This window comes from Pajaroellobacter abortibovis (assembly GCF_001931505.1).
Taxonomy (GTDB): Bacteria; Myxococcota_A; Polyangia; order Polyangiales; family Polyangiaceae; genus Pajaroellobacter; species Pajaroellobacter abortibovis.
The window spans coordinates 1,572,636-1,597,459 of the sequence record NZ_CP016908.1 but is presented as its reverse complement, the minus strand read 5'-3'; the positions used below and the strand labels follow the sequence as shown (position 1 = coordinate 1,597,459).

Genomic DNA, 24,824 nt, shown 5'->3' with positions numbered 1-24,824 from the left:
CTGGAATCATCGAATGTTATCCAATCGAATCGGTTTTCTGATCAAAAGGGACCAGCAAACATCTTGATGCTAGCGATTTCTGATTGGAACGGGTGGACTGTCACTAAGCGTTAAAGGCTTTAAAGTGTTTGCAATCACGTGGTGGAGAAAGGGATTGCTCGCTAGGATGTGCCCTTCCTGGATGTTGATCTCTTTCCCGGTGTAAGATGCAACTTTTCCCCCTCCGGCAATCACGATTGCAATTCCTGCGGCAAAGTCCCACGGCTTCAATTTCCGTTCCCAATAGCCATCGTAGGTCCCATCCGCTACCAGACATAAATCGATGGCTGTTGAGCCGCATCTACGAATGGCTTGGCATTGATTTTTCATCTCACAAAAAGCGTCAAAGCTGTTATCTGGATGGGTGGCTCGCTCATGAGGAAATCCTGTTGCTAGCATCGCTTGCGAGAGCTCTTGGGTGCTGCTTACTTGCGCTTTGCTTCCGTTTCGTGTCGCTTGATCTCCGACGATTCCTGCCCATTCAATGGCTAGAGAAGGAGCGATCACGACACCGAGAATAGGTATGTTGCCCTCCATCAGGCCGATCGACACACCGTAAAAGGGATGTCCGTGGACGAAATTAGAAGTTCCATCAATCGGATCAACATACCAAACGGTACCTGTCTCTGTTGTCCCTTCAAACCTCCCATGCTCCTCTCCGATGATCGGAAAGGAAGAATGCGCCTGGAGATGAGCTTTGATTAACAATTCCCCTTCCTTATCATAGTCGGTTACGAGATCGATGGGACCTTTATGATGGGCGAGCGGATTTTTCCGAAACCCAGTTTGAATGTAGTTTGCAGCTTCTCGAGCAGCTTCTGTGGCTAGCTGCAGCATCGAGCGAAGTTCAGGGAGGGAGAGGGTGTTCATCCCTTTAATTTTTATCACGAACGTTCAGCGTCTCCAAGAGCTGACCAGGGAGACCTTGAAAATGCCCATTGGAGAGCAAAACGATGATGTCTCCGAGTTTGAGCTTCTCTAACACATCCAACAAAGTGCTTTAAAACTCTTACATACTCTTTTTCATGCAATTTTCGTCAGGCCTTTGCGCTTCTCAGTTCAAAGATAACCCATAATCTCTACTGTGGATGTCGAGCTCGGAGATTCTGGTTACTTGTACTGCAGTGGGATGATGTGCACAATCGTTGTAACCGAGTGTGTCCCCGAGAAGTTCTTGTTGTCGTACCCCTTTAAATTGGGCAAGGGTGTGTCTGGACTGCTCAATGCTGACGCCAAACCCTTCACAACATGCCGCAATCGCAGCGACTGCATTGCGTATATTGTGAATACCGGGTACCCGGAGGGTCACGCAGCTGCAGAATGAACCGGCTCCGTAGATTTCAAAGGAAGTGTTCCCATGAACATCGTAATGGCCTGGGCAAGCGAGCCATGTGGGTAAGTTATGAGGAGGTTCATCTTGGGCGAGACCGTACCATTCGTGCCTTTGCTTTCTGATCAACGGGCTCGTAGAGACGATTAGCGTTTCTACTATACACAAGAAGTCCTTTCTCGGGGACTTCCCTGATCAATTGTTGAAAGACCGTCTCGTACGCCTCTTGCTTGGGGTAGATATCAATGTGGTCGGTTTCCATGCTAGTGATGATCGCTACATCTTCATCTCCTATCCCGATATAATCTAAAAATTAGAGCGATTTTTGCCAATATACGGCATTGTATTCATCCCCTTCGATCACGAAAAGGGGAAGGCTGCATGAGGAGCTGTCCGTGCGATCGATCAGGAAGATTTTCTTGTGTTTTTCCCCTGGGGAGGCAGACATCGGTAAATTTTTTGGGATGCCTTCGATGAAATAACCGGGGGACAATCCAGCTTGAGATGGCATCCAAGCGCACATCGCAGAGGTTATTGTCTTCCGTGGGTTCCTGCTACGACAAGAGGTCAGTGGGTTTTGAGAAACCCGTGGCGCAGCGCACCCAACATACTGGCCATGAAGAGTCCCTGTCGTTGTGCTTCGATTGCTTCGACATTTCGTGACAGATGACATTTCCGACAATGACAAGAACAGGAGCAGGGTGCAAGTGAGCGGGTGTTAAACAGCGAATCCCTTTAGCTTTTAAAGAGGTCCCATAGGGGGATGAAAATGCACATCAGAACCTGCCACCGTCGCCCCTTTTTCTTGTTCTTGAAAGAGGAGCGCCAAGGAGCCCACGCCTATCCCCCCTCGGCCAATGCAGTAAATGTATATCCGTATTAAACTTGTTTAAATAAGGTGATCTGTTCCCCCTGCTTGTCAATCTTCAGCGTGTCTCCCTTTTCATATTTTCCTGCCAAGATTTCCTCTGCAAGTAGGTTTTGGACCTGCTTGAGGATTGCGCGCTGAAGGGGGCGTGCTCCGAGGGCAGGCTTGTAACTGCAGTCGACGAGGTGTTGTTTTGCAGCTTCAGTCATCGAGAGGTGCAATTCTCGATCCCATAGTAACCTTTCGAGTCGCTTCAGTTGGGTATCAGTAATTTTGAGCAGATGGACTTTCGAAAGAGGTTGAAAGAGTATGATGTCATCGATGCGGTTCAGAAATTCGGGGCGGAAGAAATGATGCAATTCGGCTTGCAGGGCTTGATGTACGGTCTCTCTTCCTTCAGCAGTCTCGAACAGTTCCGGGTCAGTTTCTAGAATTTGCCCCGAGCCAATGTTGCTTGTCATGATGACAACCGTATTAGAAAAGTCGGCAGTTCGGCCACGCCCATCCGTAAGGCGACCATCATCCAAAACTTGGAGAAGGAGATTGAACACATCGGCGTGCGCTTTTTCTACTTCATCGAAGAGAAGGACGCTATAAGGCTTTCGGCGGACCGCTTCTGTCAGAAATCCCCCTTCTTCGCTATCCACATAGCCTAGGGGTGCTCCGACCAACCGCTGTGCCATGTGTTTTTCCATGAATTCACTCATATCGAGGCGTGTGAGCGATTGTTCATCATCGAATAAAAATTCAGCTAGTGCTTTCGCGAGCTCTGTTTTCCCAACGCCGCTCGGTCCTAAGAACAGAAAGGAACCGATCGGTTTACGAGGATCGCGTAAACCCACTCGCCCTCGGTGGGTGGCCTGACAAACGGCGTGCACCGCTTCCTGCTGACCAATGACCCGCTCGCTCAGCCGCTCTTCCATTTTGAGTAGTTTTTCTGATTCCCCTTCGAGTATCTTTGCTGCAGGGATCCCTGTCCATTCTTCTAAGATGATCGCTACATCTTCTTTTGTGACAAAGGGGGAAGAGGCATCGGGGCTCTCTTTGGCAACTGCGGCTTCTGCAGCTTCCAATCGACGCTTGAGATCGGGTGCGATGACATGCTCTAGTTCTCCTAGACGGGTCAAATTCTGCTCACTCCGCACTTGATCGATTTCCCTTTGTACCCGTTCGTATTCCGCTTGCAAAGCATTGCGTGCTGCGATCGCGCCGCGCCGTGAATCCAATTGAGCTCTCAGAGAGAGGGCGGTGGGTTCTAACTCTTTGAGCTCTGCTTGCATGCGCTCTCGCGTTTTGAGGCTTATGATGTCCGTATCGTCTGCGAGTGAAGCCAACTGGGCTTTAAGAGAAGCGAGGCGACGAAGAGCGCGATCGAAATGCGCAGGGATCCCTTCGAATTCAACGCGTTTTCTGGCGGCAGCTTCATCCAGCAGATCGAAGGCTGAGTCAGGGAGCACCCGATCTTGTAAATATCGGTGAGCGAGACGAACTGCGGCGAGGATCGCCGGATCGCTAATTTTGAGTCGATGATAAGCTTCGTAACGGCTGACTACTCCGCGCACAATTTCTGTGGTTTGATCAGGAGTGGGAGGTTCGATCGTCAAAATGGAGAACTTTCGGAGAAGAGCCGGATCGCGATTTTGGATCTTGCGCATCCCTTCCGGTGTGGTGGAGCCAAGCAGTCGGATGCGGTTGTTGGTGAGCAGCGGTCTGAGCAACTCCCCTATAGCCCCTCCAAGGACCCCTTGACCAAACCAGGATTCCAGATTGGGTACCGAGAGAATCATCTCTTTTCTTTGAGGGAGCGAAGCAATGATCTTTTTAAGCCTTTCCTCTATTTCCCCACGCAGTTTGGTCCCTGCAAGCAGACCAGTCGTATCCAATTCAAGCAGACTCATCGAGGCCAAGTTGAGCGGAACTTCCCCAACGGCGATCCGTGTCGCGAGTGCTTGAATAATCGTGCTTTTGCCGACTCCAGCTTCTCCTATCAAGAGGGGATGATTCTTTTTGCGCCGCTCGAGTATTTGAATCAATCGTCGCACTTCGGGATCGCGATTGAAAACAGGATCGTATTTCCCCTCTTTGCTGTGTGTGATCAGATCGTGCGTGTAAGGAACCCTCTCTTCCGAAGAAGGGGGAAGAGAGGGAGATGCCTTAGCAGCAGCAAGCGCATTCATGTGAGGTCTGAGCGATCCGGGACCTATGCCGACATATTGCAGAGCGATGGCAGCCCCTCCCCGGATCTCCTGCGCGAGGGAATTGAGCAGATGTTCGATTCCAACTTTTTCCGCTCCTGCTTCTTTTTCAGCGCGCTTGAGCAGAGTGAGCATGGATGAAGAAAGATAGGAAAGCTTGCGATGGCTCGAGGAGAGTTGATTTAACTGCGCTTCAATGGCTGCGTTGAGATCAGAAAGATTGACTCCTGCTCGACGAAAAACCTCTCCGATGGTGGAAGGATATTCCATGGCGCGTGCGAGGAGGTGGAGAGGTTCTACGTGGAGGTGACTTCGCTCATCTGCAAGGGCTTGGGCACTTGCAACCAAAGCTTTTGCTTCAGGCGTGTATTGTTCAAGGTGGATTGTCTGTTCAAAAGGCATGGGCTACAACTTTTTCCTAACAAGATAGATTTCTAGAGGAGAGATATGCATCCTGTAACTATTTATACAACCAACTACTGCCCTTATTGTGTACGTGCTAAAGAACTGCTCTGTCAACGTGGAGTTGACTTCCACGAAGTCGATGTGACCAATGACCCTCAGAAACGGGAATGGCTTGTTACTGCAAGTGGTGGGAGAAGAACGGTTCCCCAAATTTTTGTGCATGGCAAACCGATTGGAGGATGCAATGATCTCCATGCTCTGGATGCATCTGGACAACTCGCGCAGCTCCTTGCAATGCCTATGAATCCTTAAGATAAGATGTTCTACATGAACATAGAACTTGCCCTACATAGAAGAAAAAGTCGTCTCTCCTTGATGTGGCTTTTTGGGATGCCCTCTTTTCTTCTCTTCAGTTCGGTTGTCCATGCTGCCGCTTCTGTTGCAGTGAAGTTGTTGGAGAGCAACTCGAGAGTGAAGCCGGATGGAGGAACTGCGGAACTTCGACCCTCTAGTTTTGAGCCGAATGGGATCAATTTTCAAGATTGTGTCGAAGATCTCGCTCTCCAGTATAGCCTTATCTTGACAGAGACCTCACCCACCTACCGCCTTCAGGTGTGGGCGGGGGGGGCTGATTGCGTGGATAAGCTGGCGCGGACAAGCACTTCCAATCCTACTTGTTGGCCTGTCATGGATCGCGATTTGACCCAGACAACTCCTCAGACGATTCGGATCCGAATGCGTGATCTCATTGGCTATATCGGGAATATTCAAGCTGTCAAAACGACTTATGTCCATATGGGAGAGGACGTCTGTTCTCGTCCTGTTCGCAAGCAGCGCATTCAGCTGTTTTTCTTATTGGTCGATAATAGTTCTTATGAAGTGGTGAACGCAGTGGATTTCCCTTCTGAGACCAAAAGCATTCCTGTGTCTTTGGCAGGACCTGAGCCTCTTCAAGTGGATGTCGATCATATCCAAACCGGGCTCACTGTCAAAATCCCTTTCGCAGAATTTTCTTCCTCGCGCGAGGATATTCAAGGGGTCGCAGCGTATTGTGCGAAGACCAATCCAGGCGACTGTTCCAATGTCGTTTTCATAGATCCCGGTTCTCCACTCGGAAAATTCCAAAAGGCGGATCCGAAGTGGGAATGTGCACGCACATTGGGGAGCGTCATGTCGAGTATTACGATAAGGAATTTGGAGCTGGGGCAGCCGTACGTTGTGTCACTTGCGGGGATCGATTCTTTAGGCAATATGGGTTCTTTAACGGAAGGGATTTGTGTGACTCCAGTGCAGACCAAAGATTTTTTTACTGTGTATAAAGAGCAAGGGGGTCAGGCAGGGGGACAGTGTGCAGCTGTTTATCCAGGGTCGACTGTGAGATCAGCTGTGCAGGGAATAGGATGGATGGGGATGATCTGGTTGGCGCGTCGCTGGATGAACTGCAGGAGGCTTCCTTGATGCGCTCCCCACCTTTTTTTTCTTGTTTTCTTGGTGCATTGTATGTGCCAGCGCTGGCTTATGGTCATGACCTTTTTATCAATACGGCTGGGGGGGCTGTGACGCCAAGGGAATCTCCCCAAAATTTTGCCTTTGAGATGCGTGCTAGCCTCTATCAACCGGATATCGATACTGAACCTTCACTTGGTGGGCGGCGTCCGTATGAAGATATGTTTGGTTCTACTCCGCGCTTCCTGTTGGGGATGGAATTTGATTGGCAGGCCCTTCGTATCCCGTACATAGGGACGCTGGGTCCAGGGATTGAAATTGCCTGTACGGTTTTTGAAGCCGAATCCTTTCAGGGTGGGGCTGGGACCCGTTCCGGTGATAACAATTCGTTGTGGGTCATTCCAGGATATTTGGATGCGGTTTTCCGTGTGGATGTATTCCCTCGGAACCTCGGCGTCCCTTTTGTCCCCTACGCAAAAGGCGGATTTGGTTGGGGAATCTGGTGGGTTACCAATGAGTATGGGATTGCTGAATATAAAAACGGGCAGCGTGTTGAAAAAGGGCAAGGATATAGTTTAGGGTTTCATGTGGCAGCGGGTCTCACTTTTCAGTTGGATATCCTCGATCCTTCAGCTGCGCGCAGTCTCGATGAATGGACGGGAATCAACCACATCTACCTCTTCGGGGAATTTACAAAAAGCGTCTTAAATGGATTAGGGGAGGGAGATTCATTGAGATTGGGATCCAATATGTGGACGGCTGGATTGACGTTCGAATTTTAGTCTAGAAGTCGCTACGGCCGTTAACTTATACTGTATTTAAAAAAGGAGGGGTGCTGAATGCAGCAGGTGGCAAAGCGTGTGTCTTTATTTTGGGACCTCATTGTCTTGCCAGCACTGGCTTGTATGGATGGGGAGGGGATCGATTCGCCTTAGCTCTATTCTTCTATGTGCTTACCTGATGAATTCTGTAGAGAGCCCCAGCGCATGTGGTGCATGTGGGGAGAAGGGTTCCCCTGCAGCTAGCTCTCGGTATCATGGCTCCCAGCATAAGGAAGATACCTCTAATCCTGATCCAATGAAGTGAAGAGATGGTAGGTGTTGATGGAGTGGGGGGGATCCACTTTTGTGCAAAGGGGAGAGACCTGGTGTGTATGAAGGCCAACATTTGGAAGGTATGAGGTTTAAATTTGATGTGCTATGGGTGAGGTGTGTTAGGAACTGGCTGGAGTTTTCACAGCTTGCGTTGTGGATGACAGAGGATGCTGTAGCCCGAATGTTATTCTTCTTGTTAGGGGAGAGAAAGCTTAAAGACTGCACCCTATTTTAAAGGGTAAAGTTGGATGCTCTCTCCATGTTCCTCTGCTATTTTTTTGCGCGATGGAGAGCCCTAACCCGATCCCCCCTCGTTTTCCGTTGGTAACAAAAGATTGAAACAACCGGGGCTCAATTTTCGGTGAGATGCCTGACCCTGCATCAGCAAACATGAGGGTTAGATTTCCCTGTTCTTTTGCGACGGTTAGTGTGAAATCCCCCCCTTGGGGTTCTATTGTGTCAGCTATATTGCGCGACGGATTGTGGATAACCCGTAGAATTTGCCTTTTGTCAAACCGAGCTATTCCTTTGTTCTGCAGATCGAGAATGAAATGCACATGCTGTTTTTCCATTTCCTCCTGAAGAACTTTTTGAACTTCTTCAGAAGAAGGCTTTAAATAGATCTTCCAGGTTAAAATGTTACGCTCTCCTCGTGCAAATGCGAGGACTTCTTTTTACATGGTTTTGAGATGTTCTATCTGTTGGTAGATCAGCTTGCTGTACTGTTTCCAAATCTTCCGTTCGTCTGTTTCTTGGAGCTGTTGAGTGTATCCCTGAATGATCGAAAGGGGAGTTTTAAGATCCTGGAGAAAGCCTGAGAAAAGGCCTCCAATCATTTTTAGCCGATCCTGGTGTGCCCTTGCCTCTCGTTCCAGCTGAGGGCCTATTACGGTGGAGACATTGGCTGCGATCAATTCTAAAAGATCTTTATCTGTCACTGAGAGGTGATCGGTTTGGCAAAGATAGAAGAGGAGGATAGCACCTATTGAGGTGTTGTCATCCACTTCAAGAGGGGCAATGACAAAATAAGTGTATTTGATCCGAGGAGCGTTTCTAATGCAGTATCCCCTTCTTTCCATTGCACCATGGTCGCATGGCGATGCGCAAGCCTCTCTTCCATGAACTGTCTTCGTGAGGAAAGGCCAGCCGGTGAATCTTGTTTCGTTTAACGTTCAGCACAGATAAACCAACGGGAGAGAAGCTATTCGGATGGATCGCGAAGGCTGTAGCTTGCGCTTCAAAAGGGGAGATCAACTTATTGAGGACTGCCAAGAAAAGCTCTTTGAGAGAAGGGGTATGTCTCATCGTATGTTCCAGTTCAAAGAGCAAGTTTGGATCGTGCACTCTTCGCTCGAGTTGTTTCTTGACTTCAAGGAGCTGCTGATAACAACAGCCGGACGGTATCAATAGAGATGGTTGCTTGGGTAGCGAGTGCAGTGAGTACAGAGGTATTTTCCCCCCCCAATTCCTTTGTTTTCTTATTGAGTATTTGAATCACACGTGTATCCTAAGTGGTTTTTCATTAGGGCTGCAAGAATCGACTGCGTGCGGTATCCGGAAAGGATATCCCCATCTCTGCCTAAAAAGGCTGAGCGTGATAGGGCTCGCGCACATGGAGAAGTTCGCCTGTTTCTGCAACGTACTCTGCAATGCCTTCTCCTACCTTCAATTGGATAGACCGGACTTCGCTCCCCTGTGTGATGCGCGAGATCAGTTAGTCATTGTGCTTCCATTGAGCAGATAAAGGATTGCGTGATCGGCTTCTACCTCTGTCACTTTAGAAAGGCTGAGCGTGAGCAATTCGTCGAGATTGACGATCACTCCTTGCGCAAGACCGACTTCTTGAAGGGCGAGCCTGATTTTGGCTTCACGCGCCGGAACAGCTTCGAGTGCGATGAAAGAATCAGGAGGGGAGGTAACTCAAGAGCGAGCGTAACTATATCCTATACCTTTTCATTATAATATACTTATAAGGCGAAAAAGAATATCTTTCCCATATGCCAATGCGTTTTGTTTCTACAGCGCTTGTCTCTCTTGAGGTTTGGAGTGTTGTCCACGTTGATTGTTGTCCCCACCTATAACGAGCGAGAAAACCTTCCTCTTTTTCTAGAGCAAGTTCGACAGGTTGTGCCTGATGCAGATGTGCTTGTTGTGGATGATCGATCTCCAGATGGGACGGGTCGGATTGCGGATGAATGGGCAGCGTGCGACTCCCATGTGCGTGTCCTGCATCGATCTGGAAAGTTGGGTTTGGGCACTGCTTATCTAAAGGCATTTCAGCTAGGGCTTAAGGAGGAGTATGAATGCTTTTTTGAGATGGATGCAGATCTATCTCACAGTCCAAAATACCTCCCTCAGTTTTTGAATTCTCTTGAAAGGGGGGGGGATGTGGTGATCGGTTCCAGAAACATAGAGGGAGGCGGGATCGAAGGATGGGGGATCGGTCGACACATTCTTTCAAAGGGGGGCTCTTTTTATGCGCGCAGCATCCTGGGAGCTCCCATACGGGATTGGACAAGCGGCTATAAGGCCTTTTCTCGACGAGCGCTTGAAGCGATCGACTTATCCTGCGTTCGTTCTAATGGCTATTCATTTCAAATAGAACTAACCTATCGCGCATTTCAGAAAGGGATGAATATTGTAGAAATCCCTATTATGTTCGTAGATCGGAAGCAGGGGCACTCCAAGATGAATCACACAATTTTTATGGAAGCGGTAGGGATGGTGTGGAAACTTCGGTATGAAGCATGGCGAGGTTTGCTTTAAAATCAAACGGAGTTTGATCACCTCGTTGTACACTCTTACCGGATTGGATGGATTTTGTGAGAAAGCGAGCAATAGGTTTTCTCCTTGGGTTCATTTTTATGATAAACTGCTTACACTTGTGTAGAGATTGCGCTCGTAGCTCAGCTGGATAGAGCGCCGGCCTTCGAAGCCGGATGTTGCAGGTTCGAGTCCTGCCGAGCGCGCAGAGAGGGAGGGTGGAAAGGAGAAAACGCGTCGTGGAATCCTGTTCTCATTCTAAGAGAGGGAGGGTATCTTTTTCTGAAACCATCGTATGGTGTTCACCACTAACCCTTTGAGGACTCCAACTCCAAAGGCGATGACAACTGAGGTATGGAGAAGAAGAAGGAGGAAAAACTCGCGGGGGCTCTTCGCGAAGAGAGCTGTGGAGCCTAACAACACTACCATTGCGATCCATAGGATAGAGGTGGCTAAAGCAGGTTTGAAGGGAAGCAGGAGGAACCATCCAATCAGGCAGCCTAATCCACCCATCACGATCCAGAAGAACAGACCTTTTCTTGCAAAAATATGGTATTCGACAAAAAAAGGACCCCGTTCGATAAGATGGAGGAGGAAAGGCCACGTCGACTCTCGAGGGACCCAGTAGAGCTGCACCCTTGGATCGATGGTGATCGGATGTTTCTGTACCATATGGCGCAAGAGAAAGGTATCATCGCTAAGCAGGTTGGTCTCTTTGAAATGATCGCAGGATGCTAGAAAGGCGTTTCTTGGGCAAAAGAGGGCAGCGGTTCCTTTGAGGAATCGATCGTAATTTTCTGGAGTGAGCGTGATCGGTTGAGAAAGATGTTGAAAATGGTTGCGGAAAATGAATTCATGTGACCGGACCCAATAAAGACAGAACAAATTCCTATGGATATTGATTTGAATGTTAGCAACAAAGATTGGGTAGTGTGCAATTGCGTTTAAGAAGTGAGGGAGAAAATCACTGGCCAGCGTTAGCCGGCTGTCCAAGAAAAAAAGGTGAGGAGAAGTAGCAGCTCGAGCCCCCATGAGGCGAGCATGGAAACGACCTTGATTGGTTTTTAAATGGAGGGGGCGAATTCTCCGATTATTTGGATCTTCTTGAGACTGAAGGGTGTGAAGAACTTCTCCTGTGTTGTCTGTAGAACCGTCATTAACGAAGATGATTTCATGTGCGGCTGTAGTTAATCCACCCTCTGTGAGGCTCTCATAGAGCTTTGGCAGGAAAGAACTCATGTTGTAGGTGGGGATTACAATAGAAAATTCTTTGATCATCTTGTTTGGAACCAGTGTCGTATACGGTCTCCCTGTAGTGCAAGTACGCCGCCTATGTAAATGAAAAGCGCGAACTTCATATAATAGGTAATATTCACTTCGTGCTGAAGGTGAGTGAATAGTACTAGGGAAGCGATCACGATTACGAGAATGAGGGAGGGGAGCCGGAGTTCGAGGCGAGTGCAGCGTACCTGGATCTCTCGATAAAGAGCCACCAGTGCACCAAAACAAAAGGTGGAGAGGATTAGCCACACAGGCTCCACATAAAGTGCTTTACCGACCATTTGCTTTGCAGCGAAAGGGACAAGGGTAGGGGTAAAAGGAGCGACCAGAACAATAGCGAGGATACAGAGCCCCTCCGCCTGCGTGAGGAGACGCTGATAAATAGTTTTAGAATGCCCTTGTGCGATGCTGATTCGATACGGGAGGGTGAGTTGCATAATCAAAATGCACACATAATAGGGGACTCTGGTGAACAGGCTAATCTGAGCGAATAGGCCTGATGTGGAAGGAGGGGTACAGTGGCTAACAGCGAGGATGTCCATCACGGGAAATAGCGTCGTGCAAAGCGCGAGAAGCGAAGACGCAAGGAGTTGTTTATAGTGCCATGTGGTTTTAGGGGGGGAGTCTTGTACGTTTCCAATCACAGTTAGTGCCAACGTAGCCATCGCGAAGGCAAAGGGGGTTGCGAGAAAGAACTGAGTATTTTCTTTGATTGACAGACAGAAAGGGAGAACGAATCGGACTCCGAAAGAAATAAAGAGAATGAAAGAGAGGCGCTCAAAGGCCATTTGCCTTTGAAGTTGACCGAGCCATCCGCTCATGCCTACGTTCAATGCAATGGAGAGAATGGCTAAGTGGATAAAACTGATACGCTGGTAGGCAACTGCTAAAAGAAATAGAGAGAAAATGGCGAAAAGAGTGCTGCCCTTGCGCCATATGATTTGATGCTTAGAGGAGAGAGAAAAATAATTCATGCTGTATTGGGCGAAAGAGCCCAGCATGAAAAAAATCCCCATGTAAGCGTGCCATAGAGAAAAAAATGCGAAATCAGCGGTGCTTAGGCATGCGCTTGCGTGCGCTTGGTGTCCATAACTGAAGAGCAATCCAAAAAAGTGGGCTAAATTAAAAACGGCGAATTTGAAAGCAATTGGTAGAATGCGCACCCTATTCTTCTTTCGATCTTACAAGCAATCTGTCACTCTTTTTTTGAGAGGATGGATGGTGTTTGTCCGGCATGCTTCAGGCGTGGTCTGTTGAAAGCCCAATTGGCTGCATAAGGATGCTCTTGCGGATTCGCTGATTCCGGGTTCAAAGAGGATCCAGTCTAATCCTACACACCGTGCAAATTGAACCCATTGATCCTGCTTTTCTCTTTTTTGAAAATTTTGGCCAAGACCAAATTGATTGAATAACTGTTGGCCATGCTCATAATTGCTGAGGCTGATTATGGCGCAGTTCGTCCCTCTCAATTGTTGCAAGAGCCCATAGTTCTCGAGTTCTCTCGCCCAATCCATCCCGCCCCATTCAGAGGCTTGATACGTGTAGGGCAGACGTATCCCCATCCCACAAGGCCCACTCTTGGGCAAGATGTCTGTTTTGAGCGGTAGCATCGGTGAACTTATCATGGGGTTGAGAGGAGGGTAATCAGCGATTGCGAGGAAGGGGAATAGCCAGTGAACCGTTCCTTTGGGAAACCAGCAAAAGCGCGTGCACATCTGACTGGACGCGTGGCAGAGCTCGCCTACGGTAGCGAGGATGAAGAATTGAACCCATATGCCAAAACGGCAGGGGACTCTGAATTGAGGAAAAATTTTATGAATATAAGCGATCGGGCCTGCGTTTTGGTAGTCGATCTGGATCGTTTGAGGCGAGAAAGAGAGGAGAAAACAGATTGCTGCTGATGCGATCATAAGCCAGCGCAACTCGGAGCTGCGCTGTTGTTCTGGGGTGCGTTTAGGGAACCAGCAGCCTGCAAAGATTGATAAAAAGAAGAGTGTTAGGACGAACCAGCGGATACCGTTACTTCTTTCGTGAGCATTTCCTGCAGGGATCGAACAAATCTGATCAGTTATTTTTTTGCGAGGTTTGAGCCAATCCTCTGTTCCTAACTTGAGATCAAATCCCACGTAGTCAATCGGGTGAGCTCCAAAGTTAGCTAGGTGAGAGGCCTGATGAATATTGGTTTTAGAGAGGCCTGTATCTTGATGCCTGAATTCCCATGGAACGGGGAGAAGTGCGTTCCAGAGAAAAAAAACGAGAACAGGGATAGAACATCGAAATAAGCGAAACGTTGAGGGGAGAAGGGGCTGACCCCAAGCAGCAGCGCGGCGTAGATAATACCAGAGCAGCCATGGGGATAGAATAATAACTGTAATCACATAATAATGAGCTGCCCAGGCAGCAGCGAGGAGACAGAAAGCTCCCCAGCTCTCTTGAGACCAGCGTGAGTGCCTAGTAAAAGCCGATTCCTCTTTGGGCCTAAGAAGCAATTCAAAAGCGAGCAAGATAAGCGGCATTGAGAAAACTCCAACCAGCGCTGGATGAACTGCTGCTCTCGCTCTTGTATAATTATTATAGGCTAAACAAATAGCTAGCCCCAGAGAGAGAGGTTTTGACCACCGAAGCGTTCTACCTAACAAGTAAAAAGAGAGTCCATTAGTCAACATGAGCAGCCAAATGACTGCAGTCACCCGGGTCGCATCGTTTGTAAAAGGAGCGCTTAGGAGAACGAAAAGGCGCTCTATCCATGGAATCCAAAGGCCAAATCCTTCGGGGGCATTCAGCAGATCCGTATATACGGAGCCGAAGAAAAGGCGGCTGGGATGGTGCCAAAATGTGTCGATCAGAATCGAGTAATGGAGAGGCAATGGGAGGATGTCTGTATTATCCCCAATGATTCTCGTGGTTATGCCGTTCAGTAGATCGGAGGAACATGGGTACAAATAAAAATACCCAAGAACGACAAGCACAAAAAGGGCTGCGATATCACCTTTTCGTTGACATCGTAACCTCTCAGAAAATAATAGATGCATAAAGCTATTCAAGGCCAACAAGACCCCCCCTTTCTATTCGTTTGAATCAAAACGGATAAACGATTGGTGTCCTCTGGTTGGCTTTATTGTGTTGAATCGGTCCAGAGTGTTTGTCCTGCGTACAGAATAAGATCGTACAGTGACGTTGATTTTCTTTTTTCATGCGTGAACACAACTTAACAAAATCTTCATCGGAATCAATGAGGTTGCCTTCTTTTAGCTGTGAGGTCTTTGCGTCGTATTTGCATTCCTGAAGTGCGACCCACCGCCCCTGGAACTGTTTATTCTCTTGAAGTTCAGGCCAACTACAATGATAGCCCATGCATTTTTTTCCTTTCCACCAATAATTCTAACCAGGAATTAATTCGATCTTGAGAAAGGTTTGGTGGTTTTTTGTCGTCTTTCCCGTCCCCTTTTTTTCTATAACGCATCTTCTTTTAAAGGGAAAGGGGGGAGAAAAAAAGCGCTTTATATCCCTATCTTTTCGGCAATTTGGATGGCATTGAGCGCAGCCCCTTTTCGGAGGTTATCGCTAACGATCCATAAGTTGAGAGCTCCGGAGATAGCCAGATCGTCTCGTAATCGTCCAACATACACAGCGTTTGTCCCTGCGGCGTGAATCGGTTGAAGATAATGACGCAAGTGACTCTGTTCATCGACAAAAACGATCCCTTCCCCTGCTTGCAAGAGGGGGCGGGCTTGAACTGCCTGGAGCGGTTGGTGGAATTGGACGTGGACCGATATGGCATGCCCTACAAGAACAGGGACGCGGACGGTTGTGGGAGAGATGCCAAGAGTTGGATCATTGAAAATCTTTTTTGTTTCTTGAATCAGTTTGATCTCTTCCTCGCAGTAGTTGTTGGAGTTAGATTGCCAATCGCACAGCAGGTTAAAAGCAAAGGGATGATAAGAAGGGGGGATTAAACGATCGGTTTTTTCTAAGAATGGTTTGGATTGTTCAAGAAGCTTTTGTGTTGCAGCATAACCTTTTCCGCTTGTCGATTGATAGGTGGACACAACAATATGACGGATGTGTGCGGTATCATGGAGCGGTTTAAGCGCAGTTGTCAGGGGAATGACACAACAGTTTGGGTTGGCGATAATATTTTTTGGACGCCTGTGAGCCGCTGATAGATTGACTTCAGGAACAACCAAAGGGACTTCTGGTTCGTTCCGCCAAGCGCTCGAGTTATCGATCACGAGTGCACCGGCTGCTGTGGCGAGAGGCGCATAGCGTTTTGAAACGGTTGCGCCCACACTGAAGAAGGCGAGATCTACCCCTCGAAAAGAATTTTCTGCCAGCACTTCAACCGGAATGGACTCCCCTTTCCATTGGAGATGCTGTCCTGCGCCTCGGGTGCTCGCCAGCAGTCGCAAGTGTGCAATGGTCAAGGAGCTGGATTCGAGGAGCTGAATGATCTGGCGCCCTACTGTACCTGTAGCGCCTACAACTACTACGCTTAAAGGAGGCATAATTGCCTTAGGGAGACACGATTGCGGGAAGTGGATTCCATATCACGACCTCTTCTTTTTCCACAGAGGTGGGATAGCTGAGTTGATCTTCACAAAGTCCTTTGGGCGTTATGAGCTTTCCTGTCTTTATATCGAACAGATAGCCATGTTGGGGGCAACGGACGTGTGTCTGCAATAGCGTCCCTTCCGATAACCTTGCTCCTGCATGAGCGCATCGGTCTGCTATGGCATAGGGAACACCTTGGATCAACGTGATCACGATATCAGAAGGGGGAGGCACGTGGGTGAGGACCTTTTCTTGTAAGTGGTGGAGTGGGATACGAGCGATTGGTGTCAAAGGGGTACTCAATGTGGTTTGGTGATTCAGCGGTTGGTTAAGGTCCAAATAACTCAATCGCGCTTCCGTTCATAGCAGCAGGTGCGTCTATCGCTGTGTAGACGACCACACGTGCTACTTCTTCAGGTTGCATGGTTGGTGGATAAAATCCACTCTCCTTGAGCATATCTGTGTCCACAGAACCAGGAAGGATGCAAAGCGCCTGTAGACCAGTCCCTCGCAATTCTTCAGCGAGCGATTTGGTGAATCCAATCAGACCCCATTTTGATGCGCAGTATGCACTTAAATAAGGTGTCCCTTGTGTGCCTGAAATGCTTGATAAGGCAATAAATCTCCCTTTTTTTTGCTTGAACATAACAGGAAGAAAAGCTCTGGTTATTAGAAAGGGACCCTTGAGGTTAGTGGCCACGATCTCATCCCATTCTGTTTCTTTCATGCTCATCACGGAGGCGTGGCGAAAGAGCCCAGCATTGTTGATGATTGCAAGGGGAGGGCCGAGTTGAACGAGGATGTGGTCGACAGCGGTTTCGACTTGATCTGTCTGACTGACATCACATGCGATGGGGAGTATGGGAGGCCCCTCTTTTCGGGTGGAGAGTTCATGCGCCACTTGGTTTAAAGACTCTTCTTGTCTGCTTAACAATGCAACAGGAAAGCCCCTTTGGATAAAAGCAGAGGCAATACATCGACCTATGCCTCTGCTTGCTCCCGTGATAACAATACAACTCATACGCATGTAACTCCGTTTAAGTACCTAAGCCGACAAGTGAATAGATCGCTCGCCGCTCTTCAGCAGAGAGGGTCCCCTTGATCGCTAATGTTTCTACTTGTGTTTGATGCTGTGTCGCTTCTCGCAAGGCTAAGCATTGGTGTCTCATGATGAGTCGGCAAGCTGTCCAGTAGGGCTTGAGATGTGCCATGAGCACTTCTACTACCTGCTCTCCGATCTGCTCTTGAAATGTCAGACGATGGGCGAATGCTTCAAGAGTGCGGATCATTGCTCCAAGCCCTACAATCCATTCGTTGGGGGAGAAGACAATCGTGGCCATTCCGGAGGCGGGAAGCAGGTGATGAGGGCATAGCGTTGTGATGTAAATGTCCCGCAACAACACGATCTCAGTCGACCCTCGGATACGCTGAGCAGCGATCATGGGTCCTGGTTCGACCGCGTATCCATCGCACAGGTCGTGAAGATAGGTCATCGCTACTCGTTTTGCAGTTGCCTCGAGCTCTGCGTCATTTTGATCGAAGTGACCCATCGATTTGAGAAAGGTTTGAATTCCTTGAATTGCGACATCGATCTCAAGCATGACTATGTTGAAAGGAGGGCTAAAAGGAGCATGGTGAGAAAATAATCCGCAATTAAAATCGCGATGGAAGCAACAACGACAGTGCGAGCAGTGTTGCGCCCAACTCCTTCTGTCCCTCCTTCTGTTTGAAGACCGAAGTAACAGCCTGTGATTGCAATAATAAAACCAAAGATGGGGGTTTTTGCCCATCCGCTGATAAAATCTTTCAATGTCACGCTTTCCAGGGAGGATTGAAGAAAGAAAGCGGGGGTAATGTTGAATTGAAAGAAGCAAACTGAAACTGCTCCTAATGTGCCCAAGGTAAGTGCAAAAGCACTGAGCAGGGGCATCACGCAGATAGCAGCAAATACACGGGGTAAAACGAGCTTTTTCGTCGGATCGGCTCCAAGCGCGCGGATTGCATCGACTTGTTCCGTAACATTCATCGCACCAACTTCTGCTGCCATACCGCTTGCAATACGCCCTCCTACGATGACTGCTGTCAAAGTAGGGGCGAGCTCTCTCACAAACGAGAGCACAACCACTCGAGGAATATACTCAAGTCCGCCAAATCGCTGCAATCCAAATGCAAATTGGACGGTCATCACCATCCCGATAAAAAGGGATGTGACTGCGACAATCCCCATTGAGCATAAGCCAAGCATCTCCATCTGATGCAGGGTAGCGTCGATCTCGAAAGGCCTTCGCAGAAGCATCTTTGAAGTTTTTTGGATCAGAAGTGAAACCCCTCCTACCTGCTCGATAAAATAACTGACTTGCGCCGTCCAACGCTCGAAAAAAGCGATCATGAGTTCCCCCATGTTAGCTTAAGCGGAAGAGAAAATATAGATCGCAGACGAGTGATTGCGAAATCATCGCGAAGCAAATGGTCATTCTTGTCGGATTGCGCGAAATCCAGTGACAGATCGCTTAAATGCCTCACTGAGCTCTTCCTTTTCTTGAATGGAGCGCATGTAAATGAACTTATAAAGACAATCATCCTTTTTGAGGACATATATCTCATAGTGCATTTCAACGCCATCTAGCTTTGCGTGGAGATGGGTGAAGAGTGCCTCGCGCCCATCGAGAGGAATAGTTTGCTGCTCGCGAATATCTCGTTCTGTTGTTCCTAAAAGCAGGTGGTTGGTCAGGACCGTTAGGGGTATATCATCACGTTTTTGATGGCATCGCGCGTAAAGAAAAACGGAAGCGTGTTGTGCTGCATCTCGAAAACCAATGGTTGCTTCATGAATGGATAGGGGGGTCCACGTGGGGGGAATCTGGCCGAGCTGAAAAACTGCATCGTGGATGTGAAATACCCCCTCGCGGTAATAGGGGCGTTTGGGGCTGCAGCCCATCCACAGTAACAAAGCGAATGCGATGGTTCTAATCATCCACTTCTTCTTCATGGCATGCCTTTTTGCTCTTTCTTTCTTCGAAAGTCATTCATAAAAAAGATTTTTTGATGGTATGTCATGTTCAGAAAATGCAGTGCGGGAGGAGTTTCGTGCAAGCCCTGCTATGTGAGGATGAATGAGGGGAAAGAAGTTGGAGAAAATATCTCATCAGGAATGCAGTGCTGGAGAGGGGGGTTCATCTGTTCTACCCTGTACTGTTTATAATACATTGTCCCGCCAGATGGAAACGTTGGAGCCTATCCTTCCCAATCACGTCCGGATTTATGCTTGTGGTTTGACTCCTTACGATCTCGCTCACGTGGGGCATGCGAGGGCAAATATTACCTTTGACATCCTTGTTCGACTGCTGCGCTCACAAGGCATGCAAGTCACGTTTGTGCGCAATGTGACGGACATTGATGATAAAATCCTTTGCCGCTCGAAAGAACTGGGGGAAAGTCCGATCGCTTTTGCTGCGAGGATGGCCGATCTGAATCTAAAAGAACTCCAGATTTTGGGGTGTCTCCCTCCTGCTCACGAGCCGAGAGTGTCTGAGCACATTCAGGATATTCTCCATCTCATCGAACGTCTATTGGCCAAAGGGGCAGCTTATTGCGCTGCAACCTCGGTAGGGCACGATGTCTATTTTTCTGTCCGCAGCTTTTCCGATTACGGTAAGCTTTCTCATCAAAAGATTGAGGATCTGCTTGTTGGAGCTCGTGTTGAAAAAGGGGAGGCCAAGCGCGATCCTCTCGATTTTGCTCTATGGAAAGGATGTGTGGAAAGCGAGTGGGGGTGGCCGAGTCCGTGGGGATATGGTCGTCCGGGATGGCATATCGAATGTTCGGCAATGTCTTGCCATTATTTGGGAGAGCATTTCGATATCCACTGTGGAGGGATGGATTTGATCTTTCCCCACCATGAGAATGAAATTGCGCAAAGTGAATCGGTGTGGGGTCCTCCTTTTGCTCGTTATTGGATTCACAATGGATTCGTGACAGTCGATGGGGAGAAGATGAGCAAATCATTGGGTAACTTTATTTCCATCGCGGATGTTCTCGCTTGGAATGATCCTGAGGCGCTTCGGTATTTTATGTTAGGTACGCATTACCGAAGCCCCCTTGCTTTTAACGTGATGCCTAGGGAAAAAGGGGGTGGAGTTTCCTTTCCGGGAGTCGATGCGGCTGAGAGACGTGTCGAGTATCTCTACGCGACTCGTCAAGCCCTTGCGGAGATTGCAGCTGGAGTCGAGCCTGATCCAACTGCTTCTTCTTCCGTACAGGGCTCGATTCATCAAATGACGGATTATGTGTTTGCTGCGCTTCGTAGAGATTTGAATACTCCTGCTGCATTAGCAAGCTTAAGTGAATTGGCTACTCTCGCGAATGAAATAGCAGTTGAGGCAAACGCAAAACGCTCTTCTCGCAAAATAGCAGATCGCCAAGTAGCTGCCGCTCTTCTCGCTTCTTTTGACCAGTGCTGTGCGGTTCTTGGATTAATGGGGAGTCCGTATGAGGAATTTGAGAAACGAGTCTGTTCTCGCCGCCTTCGGATCAAACAGATGGATGAACAACAGATCCATGCGCTGATCGAGGAGCGCAATCAGGCGCGTGCAGCTCGCCATTTTGAGCGTGCCGATGAACTGCGTCGGCAGCTTATGGAGCAAGGAGTTGCAGTGTTTGACACGCCACATGGGACTCGGTGGAAAGTATCCCTCTAAGGTACCTTTCCCGTTCGATTGTTCTTCACTTCGATAGCTAAGCGATCAGTCGTTCAGACCTAACTTCTTTTCCAAGAATTCTACATGGGCGCGTACCTCTAGGTTAGCTTCCCGGAGGGCTTCAATTTTTCGAATCCCATTAAGCACGGTTGTGTGGTCTCGATTTCCAAAAGCCCGCCCAATTTCAGGGAGACTGCTTTTTATGCTGATTTTACAGAGATACATGGCGATATGTCGCGCAAGAGCAATCGTTTTGTGCCTCTGTTTTCCAGTTAAATCAGTGCTGCGTAGCTTGAAACGATGACAGACAAACCGTTGAATATCTTCAATTCGTGTATCGCTGTTTCGATCTCCCCTCGTGGCAGCCATTTCAGAGCAGGCAAATGCGAGGTCGAGCGGTTGGTGAATCAGGGAAGATTTGGCGATCAATCGAATCAAAGCCCCTTCCAGTTCACGGATGTTGCTCCGTACAGCTTGAGCGATATAGAGTGCCACTTCGTCATCCAGCGGGATCCCTTCGAAAGCTGCCTTTTTCTTGAGGATCGCTACGCGCGTTTCCAGCTCAGGGGGTTGAATGTCAGCGACTAATCCCCACGTAAAACGGGAGATGAGGCGCTCTTCCATTCTTTCCAATTGCTGGGGATATTTATCGCTTGTGACGATGATCTGTTTTCCGAATTGGTGCAGAGCATTGAACGCGTGGAAGAATTCCTCCTGCGTTTGTGTTTTGGAGGCGAGAAATTGAATGTCATCGACCAGCAGCACGTCGCATTGAACGCGGTAACGGGAACGAAATTCATTCATTTTGTGATCGGCGAGCGCTTGTACGAATTCGTTGACGAATCGTTCTGCAGATACGTAGACGATCCGAGCGGATGGGTGCTCTTGTTGAATCCGGTGAGCTACTGCGTGAACTAGGTGTGTTTTTCCAAGCCCTGTCCCTCCGCAGATAAACAGCGGATTGTGTCTAGTCCCCCCTCCTCCTGCTGCTCCGATAGCAGCTGCATGCGCGAGTTGGTTCGAAGGGCCCACCACGAAATTGGCAAACGTATATTTTTTATTGATCCTTTCTGCAAAGGTGCTGGATGTCTTGTCTGAAGGGGAAACGCAATCTTTTGAAGTGACATTGGGAGGTTGAGCGGGCTCCATTTGATGATGAGGCGTTGAGTTCCCATTTGCAGCCGTTGGCTTCAGCGGAACAGGACCTGTGCGTAAAGGGGGAGGGGTGGCAGGGATGCTGGCGACAGGTCGTTCTAAATTGTGATCGATGGTCCACGTGAGCTGTACACTCCATCCGGTGTGTTCCCTGATGTAGTCGGCAAGAGAGGGGATAAAGTGATCTTCTACCCAGGAACGAACAAATTCATCGCGTGCGCGCAGGCTCAAAATACCGTCTACCATTCCGTCGTATTGAATCCCTGAGAACCACTGATCAAAACTCCCTGGAGATCGATTCCGGACGCTTTTTACTGCTTTCTCCCATAGGGAAGGGGGAGTCTCTGAGTCGTAGTCTATTATTTTCTTCACACTTTGCATCAGTGTTAATCCCATCCGTTTTCCGCAAGCATCTAAACAGCAAAAAGATCCCTTTGAGGAGAATTATCCACAAGTTATCCACAGGCTGTGGATAATTGGAACACACTCCCTTACAAATCTTTAAACGAAGATTATCGCTTGCAAATTGAGTAAAAAACTACAATGTAAGAAAAGTATGATATGGATTTTGTAACAAGGGCTATCTATTTGATCTCGCACCTACATATTCTTACATAATCTTTTTTTTGCCTTGTTTGCCCGAAACGTGAAGCAAATGTATCGAGCAAGAGGGGGAAGTATCATCCCTGCTCCTGCTCGTCTATCTTGAACTGACGATCGTAGCTAAGTGCTTGCAAGCAAAGAGGTTTATTGCTTGTAGTCCACCCGCGAAATTTTAATAGATAGATTAACTCCAAACGCTATCTCTTTTTGTTTGATTAATTGGCAAGCATCATTCACAGGGAAATCCATGCTGTTTCGCTCTGATGCATTGTTGCTCTTCCTGTCCTTATGCTATGTTATTTTCTTTGGAATAGGGTTTGTGTGGGATGCATACGCGTCTCCATCCACAACAACGATGGAACAAGGCTATGAGGGGGGAGAATTGTATACTCCTTACAGTCTCGCTACAGGAGGTGCTGTGACTGCCGTGGGAACGTCGACGACTGCGCTTTTTGCAAATGTTGGCAATCTACCGAAAAGTCAAGTGTATCATGCGGAAGGATTTGCATTTTTCTCCCCTCAAGCTCGCCGTCAGATCTATGGCGGGGCCATTTCTGATTCACTGACGAGTGCTCTTGCGGGCGCTTTTGGGGGGGTATGGTCCTCTTTGGATCCGAGCGGAATAGACAGAGAGTGGGTTGATCTGCGCCTCGCTCTTGCTTATCCTTTAGGTGATTCCTTATCGGTTGGGATGGCAGGCAAGTACAAGCGGATAACCCAGCGGATCGGTTGTGGTCCTTTTGGATCGAGTGTGGTGTCTGATGGGGCTCCTGATAGCCCGATCCTCGATCATTTCAATATGGATGTTGGAGCGAACCTCTCTTTAGATTCTTCCTTATTTATGGGGATCGCAGGCCGGAATCTCATTCGCTATCCAGATACCCCTTTGAGTCCGTTGATAATGACGGCAGGTGTAGGAGGCGTGATCGGTAATTTAATTCTGGAAGGGGGGGGAGCGTTGGACTTTACAACGTGGGATTCTACTAAGGCACAATTGGGTGCTGGGGGACAATTGACAGTAGGCCAGGTGTTTCCATTGCGTTTGGGATATCAGTATCATGTTGCCCAAGAATTTCATGCTGTGTCGGGAGGGGTGGGGTATAGGGGCCCTTCCTTGGGGTTGGATATCAGCGTGCAGCAGACGATCGCTGCTGCTTTTCCAATGACGATGTTTGGAATCGGTCTTCAGTTGTTTCTCGAAAGCACCATGGCTTCCAGCGGTTTTTAATGGCTTTTTTTCGTCTTTTTGCTGGTAGATGTGGGGGGAGGCGGAGGCAACTAAGGATTTGTCGGATTTTGCCAAAACCGAACGCACAAATCTTCTTCTGGATGATGTACTGCGAGCGACAATCACCTGCTGTTGCATGGGATGACCGAACCATTCCACAGCGAGGGAATGAGGATCTGAGAGATGGCCACACAGATGCGCTTCTACCTTATGAATTGCCTCTTCTTTATTTCCGTCTCCGTCGGAGAAGAAATGAATCCGTTCGAGGGTGAGGGGAGGCCCCTTCTTGGATGCCTAACCGCAGTAGCTGGTGCTCCCCCCTTTGCATCTTGAGGAGGGAGCTCGATCAACGTGTGGATGCACAGGAGAGCTTCCTATTTCTCATTGAGAGGACGAGATAGGAAAGCGTGAGGGAATGACATTAAAATGCCTGCCATTCGGGGAGGACCGAGAAGTAGGGTTGCTTAGGGAGGGCGTCGAGGAGCCCGCCTTGCTTTGATCAGTTCTATGCGCTCGTTTTCTGATTGAGGTGGATTACGCGTGAAGAGGAAAAAAAGGGGAGACATGCTGGAACGCGTGACCCAAAAAGCATCTGGCGCTTTTGGTGGACCGGGAGAGCCAAATGCTGCAAAAAGCTGAATGTCTTTTTTGACGTCACTTGCGCTGATGCGGACTTCATACGTAAATACTACATGGTGGTGCCGAACTTCGAGAAGAAGCGCGGAGATTGTCGGGAGGAACGGAAGGGGAGGGAAAGCAAGAGAGGACAACGGCGTTAGAAGAACGGCTACTGCGATAGGTCCAATGCAGAAGGAAGTGTTGCCTTCTCGTGCGGGAGTCAAAGGGATCAGAATGTGGAGCGTGCGTGAAGGGATTGTCAGTTTCAAGAGACTTTCTTTCTCCTTGGATTCAGGCCGCTCTTGTTTTTGTCACAGCTGCCCAGATCGCTTGGGTACTGCGATCTACCTCTATCCATTCAGGGTGAGAATACGTAGAGCGACCCATCTGAATCCTTCTGAATCAATGGTGCTGAGTGTTGATTGAAGCGGGTTTCATAAGTCCTAGGCGAGCACTGCCTGCAACGATCGGTAATCCTATTAGCATGGCAAGAGAGGTCAGAGAAAATCCTCTTTTGGTGCGGAGCATCAAGCTACCTATGAGAAATAAAG

General features: G+C 48.6%; 28 protein-coding genes and 1 tRNA gene. 8 read left to right on the top strand and 21 right to left on the bottom strand.

Annotation, left to right across the window (positions count from 1 at the left end):
• Positions 1-69: 69 nt before the first annotated feature.
• The 5 genes from BCY86_RS08080 to BCY86_RS08065 all read right to left on the bottom strand — a co-directional run bounded on the left by BCY86_RS08080 (position 70) and on the right by BCY86_RS08065 (position 4,834).
• Positions 70-927, bottom strand: coding sequence for an inositol monophosphatase family protein (locus tag BCY86_RS08080; RefSeq protein ID WP_245776225.1), 858 nt, complete (start codon positions 925-927; stop codon positions 70-72).
• Positions 928-1,093: 166 nt separating this feature from the next.
• Positions 1,094-1,498: a hypothetical protein gene (locus tag BCY86_RS09915; RefSeq protein ID WP_156865171.1), complete on the bottom strand. Its 405-nt coding sequence runs from the start codon at positions 1,496-1,498 to the stop codon at positions 1,094-1,096.
• Positions 1,452-1,640: a hypothetical protein gene (locus BCY86_RS10855; RefSeq protein ID WP_420814557.1), complete on the bottom strand. Its 189-nt coding sequence runs from the start codon at positions 1,638-1,640 to the stop codon at positions 1,452-1,454. Before BCY86_RS10855 ends, BCY86_RS09915 begins: the two co-directional genes overlap by 47 nt.
• A gap of 42 nt (positions 1,641-1,682) precedes the next feature.
• On the bottom strand, positions 1,683-1,892 hold the full coding sequence (locus BCY86_RS08070) for a hypothetical protein (protein WP_075277266.1): 210 nt from the start codon (positions 1,890-1,892) through the stop codon (positions 1,683-1,685).
• 356 nt (positions 1,893-2,248) lie between these two features.
• Complete coding sequence (locus BCY86_RS08065; RefSeq protein WP_083604282.1) at positions 2,249-4,834, bottom strand: ATP-dependent Clp protease ATP-binding subunit; 2,586 nt, start codon at positions 4,832-4,834, stop codon at positions 2,249-2,251.
• A gap of 45 nt (positions 4,835-4,879) precedes the next feature.
• On the opposite strand from BCY86_RS08065, the gene grxC reads away from it, so the two are divergent.
• The 3 genes from grxC (at position 4,880) to BCY86_RS08050 (ending at position 7,065) form a co-directional block, all read left to right on the top strand.
• On the top strand, positions 4,880-5,149 hold the full coding sequence (gene grxC, locus BCY86_RS08060; protein ID WP_075277265.1) for a glutaredoxin 3: 270 nt from the start codon (positions 4,880-4,882) through the stop codon (positions 5,147-5,149).
• A gap of 78 nt (positions 5,150-5,227) precedes the next feature.
• The gene (locus tag BCY86_RS08055; protein ID WP_216636014.1) at positions 5,228-6,295 is read left to right on the top strand and encodes a hypothetical protein; all 1,068 of its coding nucleotides are present in this window, start codon (positions 5,228-5,230) and stop codon (positions 6,293-6,295) included.
• Positions 6,295-7,065, top strand: a complete 771-nt coding sequence (locus BCY86_RS08050; protein WP_075277263.1) for an MXAN_2562 family outer membrane beta-barrel protein — start codon at positions 6,295-6,297, stop codon at positions 7,063-7,065. The genes BCY86_RS08055 and BCY86_RS08050 overlap by 1 nt, the downstream gene beginning before the upstream one ends.
• Positions 7,066-7,589: 524 nt before the next feature.
• On the opposite strand, the gene BCY86_RS08040 is transcribed toward BCY86_RS08050, so the two are convergent.
• The 4 genes from BCY86_RS08040 to BCY86_RS10570 form a co-directional block, all read right to left on the bottom strand.
• Entirely contained in the window at positions 7,590-7,949 is a 360-nt protein-coding gene (locus BCY86_RS08040) for an ATP-binding protein (RefSeq protein ID WP_075277261.1), read from the bottom strand.
• 102 nt (positions 7,950-8,051) lie between these two features.
• Complete coding sequence (locus BCY86_RS08035) at positions 8,052-8,456, bottom strand: histidine kinase dimerization/phospho-acceptor domain-containing protein (protein ID WP_075277260.1); 405 nt, start codon at positions 8,454-8,456, stop codon at positions 8,052-8,054.
• Positions 8,431-8,721: a hypothetical protein gene (locus tag BCY86_RS08030; RefSeq protein WP_172824842.1), complete on the bottom strand. Its 291-nt coding sequence runs from the start codon at positions 8,719-8,721 to the stop codon at positions 8,431-8,433. The genes BCY86_RS08035 and BCY86_RS08030 overlap by 26 nt, the downstream gene beginning before the upstream one ends.
• Before the next feature lie 25 nt (positions 8,722-8,746).
• Positions 8,747-8,875, bottom strand: coding sequence for a hypothetical protein (locus tag BCY86_RS10570; protein ID WP_275935826.1), 129 nt, complete (start codon positions 8,873-8,875; stop codon positions 8,747-8,749).
• A gap of 548 nt (positions 8,876-9,423) precedes the next feature.
• Here BCY86_RS10570 and BCY86_RS08025 point away from each other — a divergent pair.
• Both BCY86_RS08025 and BCY86_RS08020 read left to right on the top strand, forming a co-directional pair.
• On the top strand, positions 9,424-10,143 hold the full coding sequence (locus BCY86_RS08025; protein WP_075277664.1) for a polyprenol monophosphomannose synthase: 720 nt from the start codon (positions 9,424-9,426) through the stop codon (positions 10,141-10,143).
• A gap of 129 nt (positions 10,144-10,272) precedes the next feature.
• Positions 10,273-10,346, top strand: a tRNA-Arg gene (locus tag BCY86_RS08020).
• A 52-nt stretch (positions 10,347-10,398) separates the two neighbouring features.
• On the opposite strand, the gene BCY86_RS08015 is transcribed toward BCY86_RS08020, so the two are convergent.
• From BCY86_RS08015 to BCY86_RS07970, 10 genes are all read right to left on the bottom strand, one after another.
• On the bottom strand, positions 10,399-11,418 hold the full coding sequence (locus BCY86_RS08015) for a glycosyltransferase family 2 protein (protein WP_075277258.1): 1,020 nt from the start codon (positions 11,416-11,418) through the stop codon (positions 10,399-10,401).
• On the bottom strand, positions 11,415-12,584 hold the full coding sequence (locus tag BCY86_RS08010; RefSeq protein WP_075277257.1) for a hypothetical protein: 1,170 nt from the start codon (positions 12,582-12,584) through the stop codon (positions 11,415-11,417). Before BCY86_RS08010 ends, BCY86_RS08015 begins: the two co-directional genes overlap by 4 nt.
• 18 nt (positions 12,585-12,602) lie before the next feature.
• Positions 12,603-14,453 (bottom strand): hypothetical protein, encoded by a 1,851-nt coding sequence (locus BCY86_RS08005; protein ID WP_075277256.1) that lies wholly within the window; start codon positions 14,451-14,453, stop codon positions 12,603-12,605.
• Between the two features lie 46 nt (positions 14,454-14,499).
• Complete coding sequence (locus BCY86_RS08000) at positions 14,500-14,775, bottom strand: hypothetical protein (RefSeq protein WP_075277255.1); 276 nt, start codon at positions 14,773-14,775, stop codon at positions 14,500-14,502.
• Positions 14,776-14,921: 146 nt separating this feature from the next.
• Positions 14,922-15,926, bottom strand: coding sequence for an aspartate-semialdehyde dehydrogenase (locus BCY86_RS07995; RefSeq protein ID WP_075277254.1), 1,005 nt, complete (start codon positions 15,924-15,926; stop codon positions 14,922-14,924).
• A gap of 7 nt (positions 15,927-15,933) precedes the next feature.
• Entirely contained in the window at positions 15,934-16,263 is a 330-nt protein-coding gene (locus BCY86_RS07990; protein ID WP_172824841.1) for a Rieske (2Fe-2S) protein, read from the bottom strand.
• Positions 16,264-16,300: 37 nt separating this feature from the next.
• A complete protein-coding gene (locus BCY86_RS07985) occupies positions 16,301-16,993 on the bottom strand; it encodes an SDR family NAD(P)-dependent oxidoreductase (protein ID WP_075277663.1) in 693 nt (230 codons plus the stop codon).
• Between the two features lie 16 nt (positions 16,994-17,009).
• The gene (locus BCY86_RS07980; protein ID WP_075277252.1) at positions 17,010-17,573 is read right to left on the bottom strand and encodes a GTP cyclohydrolase I; all 564 of its coding nucleotides are present in this window, start codon (positions 17,571-17,573) and stop codon (positions 17,010-17,012) included.
• Between the two features lie 2 nt (positions 17,574-17,575).
• Positions 17,576-18,361 (bottom strand): MlaE family ABC transporter permease, encoded by a 786-nt coding sequence (locus tag BCY86_RS07975; protein WP_075277251.1) that lies wholly within the window; start codon positions 18,359-18,361, stop codon positions 17,576-17,578.
• 81 nt (positions 18,362-18,442) lie between these two features.
• Positions 18,443-18,946: a hypothetical protein gene (locus BCY86_RS07970; RefSeq protein ID WP_156865167.1), complete on the bottom strand. Its 504-nt coding sequence runs from the start codon at positions 18,944-18,946 to the stop codon at positions 18,443-18,445.
• Positions 18,947-19,100: 154 nt separating this feature from the next.
• Between BCY86_RS07970 and cysS the strand changes: the two genes are divergently transcribed.
• Entirely contained in the window at positions 19,101-20,669 is a 1,569-nt protein-coding gene (gene cysS / locus BCY86_RS07965; protein ID WP_216636013.1) for a cysteine--tRNA ligase, read from the top strand.
• A gap of 45 nt (positions 20,670-20,714) precedes the next feature.
• Here cysS and dnaA read toward each other — a convergent pair whose 3' ends face one another.
• Positions 20,715-22,205, bottom strand: coding sequence for a chromosomal replication initiator protein DnaA (dnaA, locus tag BCY86_RS07960; protein WP_075277661.1), 1,491 nt, complete (start codon positions 22,203-22,205; stop codon positions 20,715-20,717).
• 469 nt (positions 22,206-22,674) lie between these two features.
• Between dnaA and BCY86_RS07955 the strand changes: the two genes are divergently transcribed.
• Both BCY86_RS07955 and BCY86_RS07950 read left to right on the top strand, forming a co-directional pair.
• Complete coding sequence (locus BCY86_RS07955; protein WP_075277249.1) at positions 22,675-23,655, top strand: hypothetical protein; 981 nt, start codon at positions 22,675-22,677, stop codon at positions 23,653-23,655.
• Complete coding sequence (locus tag BCY86_RS07950; RefSeq protein ID WP_075277248.1) at positions 23,655-23,927, top strand: hypothetical protein; 273 nt, start codon at positions 23,655-23,657, stop codon at positions 23,925-23,927. Before BCY86_RS07955 ends, BCY86_RS07950 begins: the two co-directional genes overlap by 1 nt.
• A gap of 192 nt (positions 23,928-24,119) precedes the next feature.
• On the opposite strand, the gene BCY86_RS07945 is transcribed toward BCY86_RS07950, so the two are convergent.
• Positions 24,120-24,542 (bottom strand): hypothetical protein, encoded by a 423-nt coding sequence (locus BCY86_RS07945; RefSeq protein ID WP_075277247.1) that lies wholly within the window; start codon positions 24,540-24,542, stop codon positions 24,120-24,122.
• Positions 24,543-24,824 lie beyond the last annotated feature (282 nt).